At 71.6% G+C, this 6,758-nt stretch carries 8 protein-coding genes; 4 read left to right on the top strand and 4 right to left on the bottom strand.

The features are described 5' to 3' along the window. Positions 1 to 161 precede the first annotated feature (161 nt). The 3 genes from ACH4PU_RS08575 to ACH4PU_RS08565 all read right to left on the bottom strand — a co-directional run bounded on the left by ACH4PU_RS08575 (position 162) and on the right by ACH4PU_RS08565 (position 2,302). Positions 162 to 515 (bottom strand): hypothetical protein, encoded by a 354-nt coding sequence (locus ACH4PU_RS08575; protein WP_398267996.1) that lies wholly within the window; start codon positions 513 to 515, stop codon positions 162 to 164. Positions 516 to 598: 83 nt separating this feature from the next. Beyond that, positions 599 to 1,912, bottom strand: coding sequence for an amidase domain-containing protein (locus ACH4PU_RS08570; protein WP_398267993.1), 1,314 nt, complete (start codon positions 1,910 to 1,912; stop codon positions 599 to 601). A gap of 3 nt (positions 1,913 to 1,915) precedes the next feature. Next, positions 1,916 to 2,302, bottom strand: a complete 387-nt coding sequence (locus tag ACH4PU_RS08565; protein ID WP_398267990.1) for a type VII secretion target — start codon at positions 2,300 to 2,302, stop codon at positions 1,916 to 1,918. A 298-nt stretch (positions 2,303 to 2,600) separates the two neighbouring features. Between ACH4PU_RS08565 and ACH4PU_RS08560 the strand changes: the two genes are divergently transcribed. Continuing rightward, on the top strand, positions 2,601 to 3,014 hold the full coding sequence (locus tag ACH4PU_RS08560) for a YciI family protein (RefSeq protein WP_398268500.1): 414 nt from the start codon (positions 2,601 to 2,603) through the stop codon (positions 3,012 to 3,014). Continuing rightward, positions 3,014 to 4,201: an RNA polymerase sigma factor gene (locus ACH4PU_RS08555; RefSeq protein WP_398268497.1), complete on the top strand. Its 1,188-nt coding sequence runs from the start codon at positions 3,014 to 3,016 to the stop codon at positions 4,199 to 4,201. Before ACH4PU_RS08560 ends, ACH4PU_RS08555 begins: the two co-directional genes overlap by 1 nt. A 190-nt stretch (positions 4,202 to 4,391) precedes the next feature. On the opposite strand, the gene ACH4PU_RS08550 is transcribed toward ACH4PU_RS08555, so the two are convergent. Then, a complete protein-coding gene (locus tag ACH4PU_RS08550; protein WP_398267987.1) occupies positions 4,392 to 4,895 on the bottom strand; it encodes an ATP-binding protein in 504 nt (167 codons plus the stop codon). Positions 4,896 to 5,072: 177 nt separating this feature from the next. Between ACH4PU_RS08550 and ACH4PU_RS08545 the strand changes: the two genes are divergently transcribed. Both ACH4PU_RS08545 and ACH4PU_RS08540 read left to right on the top strand, forming a co-directional pair. After that, entirely contained in the window at positions 5,073 to 5,858 is a 786-nt protein-coding gene (locus ACH4PU_RS08545) for a hypothetical protein (protein ID WP_398267984.1), read from the top strand. Between the two features lie 98 nt (positions 5,859 to 5,956). Continuing rightward, entirely contained in the window at positions 5,957 to 6,718 is a 762-nt protein-coding gene (locus ACH4PU_RS08540) for a YcnI family protein (RefSeq protein ID WP_398267981.1), read from the top strand. Positions 6,719 to 6,758 lie beyond the last annotated feature (40 nt).

Below are 6,758 nucleotides of genomic sequence, written 5' to 3'. Positions count from 1 at the left end.
CCGGCGGCCGCGGGGGGGGGGGGGGGGGGGGGGGGGGGGGGGGGGGGGGGGGGGGGGGGGGGGGGGGGGGGGGGGGGGGGGGGGGCCCCCCCCCCCCCCCCCCCCACCGCCGTGACTACGGCTTGGCGTGAGCATTCCCATCACGACGGGAGCTGCGGCCCTTACCCGCAGTCTCCCAGGAACACGCCCGATCCGGCGGTGGTGTACGCCTCGTACAACATGATCAGCTCCATCGGGATCGCCACCAGGTTGGGGCAGGCGCACACAAAGGCGAGCAGCCCATGCCACCTTCGCCAGAACGGAACGTCGTCACGACGGTGGATCCGCCTGGCTACCAGCACACAGACGACCACGGCTGCCACTCCGAGAGCCACCCCCAGCCATGCTGCGACGTACTCCGCCACGGGAAAGGGTGTGTGCCGGCACGAGCGCTGCTGCTGCCAGGACCAGTCGTTCTGGATGTCCTGCACCTTCAGGCAGCTGACGACGCCCGCCACGGTCATGACGGGTACCAACAGCGCAGAGATCGCCGCGCCGGGAGCAACCGGACGTTTGCGCGGCCGAGCCTCGGATGTCCCGGGAGCGGAAGAACTAGTCATCAGTACCAATCCGGTTTCGGCCGAACGATGCGGATGCGCTGCTCCCCGTCGTTCCTGTCGGCGACATGCAGCCGGCTGTCCAGGCTCACGTTCTGCAAGTTGCTGGTGTGCTGGGTGAGTTTGATATCGCCGTCAGGCGTCACCGCGGTGACTACGGCGGCGTGGTGGGTCTCTCCCTGGTCGGTGCTGGTGCCAGGGGCCACCTGTTCGTAGAAGACGATGTCGCCGGGACGCGCCTCTGACCTGGAGACTTCCTCACTCCCGTTGCGCAGGAGGAAGTTCTGCAGAGCTTCGGCCCGGGCCCATGAGTCGGAGTGGAAAACCCTCTTGTCCACCCAGTCGAAACCAGTGGCATCTTTTTGTCGGCCCCAGGTGTTGCTGCCCTGCAGGCCCCACCAGTCGTCGACCTTTTCCTCCATGCCACCGGCTTCCAGCGCCGACGAAACGAAGTTGGTGCAGTTGCCCTGGGCGTCTCCGTAGTCCAGGTCGTCTTTCTTGTCCCAGTGGTCCAAGGCGTACCGCACCATCTCTACCCGGTCGATCTTGCCATCGCGTCCCTGTAGTTCCGCGTAGACGCCCTTTGGCAGACCGCCGAGGTCCGCGAGGGTCACGGGCACCGCCCGCATCAGGTCCTGCTGTTGCTTTGACGTCAGCCCGCTCCACCAGGCGCGGACGAGTTGGGGGTTCTTGCCGTCCGGTATATCTCCCTTGAGCATGTCGAGTTCGACGTGGGAGGTCTCGACCTCTATCTCGTTGTGCGCCTCACTGGTATTGCTGACACCGACCGCCTTCGCGAGCTTGACCAGCTCCCCGGCCGCCTTCTCGTCCGCCTGCGCGGCCTGGCGCAGTGCTTCTTCGATGAGGCCGTTGACCTCGGCTACGTGTGCCGACTCCTTGGTGCAGGCGTCGCGCACATCCTGGGGCACATCGGGGCCCGCGGCAGGGGCTCCGACACCGGTAAAGAGGCCGACGGCACGGCCGTCCTGGATATGCAACCCGTACTCATTCGCAAGCTCGACCGCATGGTGCAGTGTGCGCTGGGCCCACTCCATCGAGTGGGTCAGACCGTCGAGCACCATGGCCACGCCCTTGGTGATGTCGCCGCCCGCCTCAAGGCGATTGGCGATGTCCTCCAGACGCTTCCCCGCCTTCTTGCCCGTGGCGTCGGCCCAATGTTCGTCGAGCGGCTTCTTGCCTTGTGCGCGGATGTCCTCGGCAGCGGTTTCGGAACGCCTGGAGAGTGCGACCCAGTCGTCAGCCGCCTTCTTCCACTGGTGGACGCGGCAATCGTGCAGGTCTTGGTAGGAGACCATGCCTCATCTCCTCTCGAATTCCGAGAGCCCGTGATGAAGCCTGGACAGAGCCTCTGTCGCCTGTCCATCAGTGGCGTCGTAGGCGTTCGCCGAGCCGTGAAGGTGGTCCGCCATGGTGTACATCTGCCGGGCCAAGTCGACCATGTGGTTTTCCCAAGCGGCCGCGCATTGCCTCAAGGCCGTTGCAGACGCCCAACCGTGGCCCCCGTCCGCAGCGGTGCCACTCGAGTCGAGAGACCGGCGGAGGTTCTCCAGCGCCGAGTGCGCGGCGGATCCGGTTCCTCCCGCGCCTTGCCGCACGTAGCCCGTCTCGATGCTTATATCCACGGATTCCCCCCGAGGGTCAGGCTCGGAAGGAGTGAGCCCGGATCCCTGTGTGTCTTGGGACATGAGGTGCGGACCCCCGCCGTTCAGCTTGCTCAGAAGACGTTGAGGGCCACATCACGCACTGTATGTGAAGATCAACGAAGCGTTGAGAGGGTTACGGGAACCGGTCGTCCGCCAGGGACCGCCGATACCAAGCAGGCTTGCGTGGAGTGCTTCCGGTCAGGCCGGGCGGCCGCCCGAAGCCGCCCGCCAGATCCCCCGAAAAAACTCTGGCCGCCCATGTCGAGATCCCGCGTCCGGCTCCGTCCCCGGTATGAACGCGGCCACAATGGGCCGCACCAGCACCGAGGGAGAACCCACGATGGCCAAGTACCTGCTGCTGAAGCACTACCGCGGCGCCCCGGCTCCGGTGAACAACGTGCCCATGGATCAGTGGACGCCGGAGGAGATCTCGGCGCACGTGCGGTTCATGCACGACTTCGCGGCTCGGCTGGAGGAGACCGGGGAGTTCGTCGACGGGAACGCGCTCGCGCCCGAGGGGGAGTGGGTCCGTTACGACGGGGAGGGGCGGCCGCCGGTGACCGACGGGCCGTTCGCCGAGACCAAGGATCTGATCGCCGGCTGGATGATCATCGACGTCGACAGCCACGAGCGGGCCGTCGAGCTGGCCGGGGAGTTGTCGGCCGCGCCGGGGGCCGGCGGGAAGCCGATTCACGAGTGGCTGGAGGTGCGACCGTTTATGGCGGCGGAGCCCACCATCACCGAGTGCCATTGATGGACGAGGCCCTGCTCAGGAGCCTCACCCCGCGCATCCTCGCCGTCCTCGTCCGCCGCGGAGCCGACTTCGCGGCGGCCGAGGACGCCGTGCAGGACGCGCTGGTCGAGGCGCTCCGGGTGTGGCCGGACGATCCTCCGCGGGATCCGCAGGGGTGGCTGGTCACCGTGGCGTGGCGGAAGTTCCTCGACGCGACCCGGGCGGACGCCGCCCGGCGGCGGCGGGAGGACCGCGTCGAGGAGGAACCGCCGCCCGGGCCCGCGCCCGCGGTGGACGACACGCTCCGGCTCTACTTCCTGTGCGCGCACCCGTCGCTGACGCCGTCGTCCGCGGTCGCGCTCACGCTGCGCGCCGTCGGCGGACTGACCACGCGGCAGATCGCCCGCGCCTATCTGGTGCCCGAGGCGACGATGGCGCAGAGGATCAGCCGCGCCAAGCGCACGGTCTCCGGCGTGCGCTTCGACCGGCCCGGTGACGTCGCCACCGTGCTGCGCGTCCTCTACCTGGTCTTCAACGAGGGCTACTCCGGCGACGTCGACCTCGCCGCCGAGGCGATCCGGCTCACCCGGCAGCTCGCGGCCGTCGTCGACCATCCGGAAGTGGCCGGGCTGCTGGCCCTCATGCTGCTCCACCACGCCCGGCGCGCCGCCCGGACCGCGCCCGACGGGAGTCTGGTGCCGCTCGCCGAGCAGGACCGCGGCCGGTGGGACACCGCGCTGATCACCGAGGGCGTCGGGATCCTGCGGGCGGCCCTGGCCCGCGACCGGCTGGGCGAGTTCCAGGCCCAGGCCGCCATCGCCGCGCTGCACGCGGACGCGCCCACCGCCGGGGAGACCGACTGGCCGCAGATCGTCGAGTGGTACGACGAGCTCGTGCGCCTGACCGACAGCCCGGTCGTCCGGCTCAACCGCGCGGTGGCCGTCGGGGAGGCCGACGGGCCGCGCGCCGGCCTGGCGGCGCTCGCGGCGCTGGACGCCTCTTCCCCGAGCTCTCGGCTTCGCTCGAGCAGGGGAGACCCCATCCCCCGGTACACCGCGGTGGCGGCGTACCTCCACGAGCGCGACGGCGACCTGACGACGGCGGCCCGGCTCTACGCCGAGGCGGCCCTCAAGGCGCCCACCCTCGCCGAGCGCGACCACCTGACGCGCCGGGCCGCCCGGCTCAACGCCCGCCGCCGGGGTCGCTGACGCCCGGGCCCCTCTCCCCCGGGCACGCGGCGCGGCGCCGCCCGCATCCGGCGTGCGCCCCGGATGTACGGATCCGTCTCCGCTCCGCGGTGCGCGGCCTGCGTCGACCGTCGCGCGCCCGCCGGTTCGATGGGGTCGGCGCCCCCGCCCGTACGGCTCCCAGCGAGCCAGGCAGCGGCCAGGACAGCGGTCAGGACGCCTTCAGCAGCGCGTCCTCGCGCCATTTGAGGATCTTGTCGAAGGTGACGACCGCCCCCTGCCGCCCCGGGCGGTTGCGGACGTGGACGTGGTCGGTGAGGGACTCGATGAGGAACAGGCCCCGGCCGTGCTCGTCGTGGGCGGGAGCGGGAGCAGGGGTTCGCGCTTCGGCGCGGTGCGGGAGGCGGCGGGGCGCCCTGAGGCCCGTGGGGCTCGTAGGACTCGCGGAGCCCTCGGAGGGGGCGAAGCCCGGGCCCGAGTCGGTGACCTCGATGCGGCAGGTGTCCCCGTCGATGCGGGCCGTCACCCGGTAGCCGGTGGACGCGTCACCGCCGTGCTCGACGGCGTTGGCACACGCCTCGCTGAGGGCCACCGCCAGGTCGTAGGCCGTCTCGGGGTCGACCCCGGCCGTCTCCATCGCACCGACCAGCAGCCGCCGGGCGAGCGGAACGCTCGCAGCCTCGCGCCGCAAATGGAGTGACCACCAGATGCTCATGCTCAGCCTCCTGGCCGCGGCTCGACATACCGATACCTATAGCCGTGCGCGACACGTGGTAAGCCTGCCGGGCGTGTGAGTCCGCTCATTCGGCGGATGCGACGGGACGGCGCATTGGGGTATGCGGTGGACCCTGCCGTGGGGAGGGCGTGCGTCCGGTGGGATGATGGCGCGGCCATGCCTCACCCCGTCGCGCGCGCCGGCGCCGATCTGCGACTGCTCCGGGCCGCGGTGTTCACCGCGGTCTGCGTTCTGCTGTCCGCGGCCGGGCACGCGCTGGCGTCCTGCGCGCCCGTCCCGGTGTGGACGCTGGCGGCGGGCTTCGCGGTGGTGTTCGGGCTCGTCGCGCCGCTGGCCGGGCGGGAGCGCTCGCTGCCGGGGATCGCGGCCTGCCTGGCGGTGGGCCAGGTGGCGCTGCATGCGCTGTTCGCCGTGGGCCAGCGCGGCCCCGAGGCGTCCCCGCGCACCGGTCACGACGGGCCCCTGGTCTCCTTCGCCGGCCGGCTGCTGTGCAACCAGCGGCCCCCGGCCTCCGCGGCCGAGGCGCGCCGGATCCTCACCGACGCCGGGCTCGGCGCCCCGGCCCCGGTCACGGAAAACGTCCACGGCGGCGACGGCCCGTGGGACGCCGTCGCGCACGTCCTGATGCCCTCGCCGACGATGCTGCTCGGCCATCTGCTCGCGGCTTTGGCCGTCGGCTGGCTGCTGTGGCGCGGCGAGGCGGCGCTGTGGCGCCTGGTGCGGCTCTCGGAGCGGCCCGCGCGCGTCGTCGTGGAGGCCGCGCTGGTCCGCGCGCTGCGCGCGGCGGCGGGGCTCGTCCGCGCCTACCTGGCCGGTGTCCTCCGGCAGCCGGTGGTCCGCGCGCGGCGGACGGGCGGGGACGACGAGCGTCCGGCGCGCGAGCCGGAGCTCCAGCACGTCGTGGTCAGGCGGGGCCCGCCGCGGTACGCCCTCGCGGCCTGAGCACGCGTCGCACTCCGCCGTACGGCGGGAGGGCGGAAGCGTGGCGGCCGTACGCGTGCCACCTCATCCGCCCCCTCCTGCACAGGGAGTGTTTCCGCATGAACACCAAGACCACGATGACCGCTGCCCGCACCCGGATCGGCACCCGCATCGGCCGTCTCGCCGCCGTCGGCACCGCCGCCGCGGCCGGGGTGCTGTTCCTCGCCGGGCCCGCCTCGGCGCACGTCAGCGTCCAGCCCGGGACCGCCGAGAAGGGCGGCTACAGCACGATCTCGATCAAGGTGCCGAACGAGAAGGACAACGCCTCGACGGTCAAGGTCGAGCTGGCCCTCGATCCCCAGCACCCACTCGTCTCCGTGATGCCACAGGCGGTGCCGGGCTGGGACGTGAAGGTCGAGAAGACCAAGCTGGACAAGCCGGTGCGGATGCACGGCAAGTCCATCGACGAGGCCGTCAGCAAGGTCGTGTGGACCGGCGGCAAGATCGAGCCCGGGAACTTCCAGCAGTTCCCGCTGTCGGTCGGGCAGTTGCCCACCGACGCCGACCAGCTGGTCTTCAAGGCGCTCCAGACGTACTCCGACGACGACGTGGTGCGCTGGATCGACCCGTCGAAGCCGGGCGGCGAGGAGCCCGAGCACCCCGCCCCCGTCCTGAAGCTCGTCGACAAGCCGGCCGCCGGGAAGCCCGCGGACGACGGCAAGAACAACCAGGGCACCGCGACCGCGGCCGTCGACTCCGGCGACGGTGACGGCGACTCCACCGACACGACCGCCCGCGTCCTCGGCGTCGTCGGCATCGTCGTCGGTGTGGCGGGCGCCGCCTTCGGCGTGCTCGCCGGACGCCGCCGCCCGGCGGCCTGACGCACGGAACGGCCAGGGCCGGCGCCGCACCGGGCGGCCG

The sequence above is a fragment of the Streptomyces sp. NPDC021100 genome (genome assembly GCF_044333095.1).
Lineage (GTDB): Bacteria > Actinomycetota > Actinomycetes > Streptomycetales > Streptomycetaceae > Streptomyces.
The sequence above is the reverse complement of the archived record's forward strand: the minus strand, read 5'-3'. Positions and strand labels throughout refer to the sequence as shown.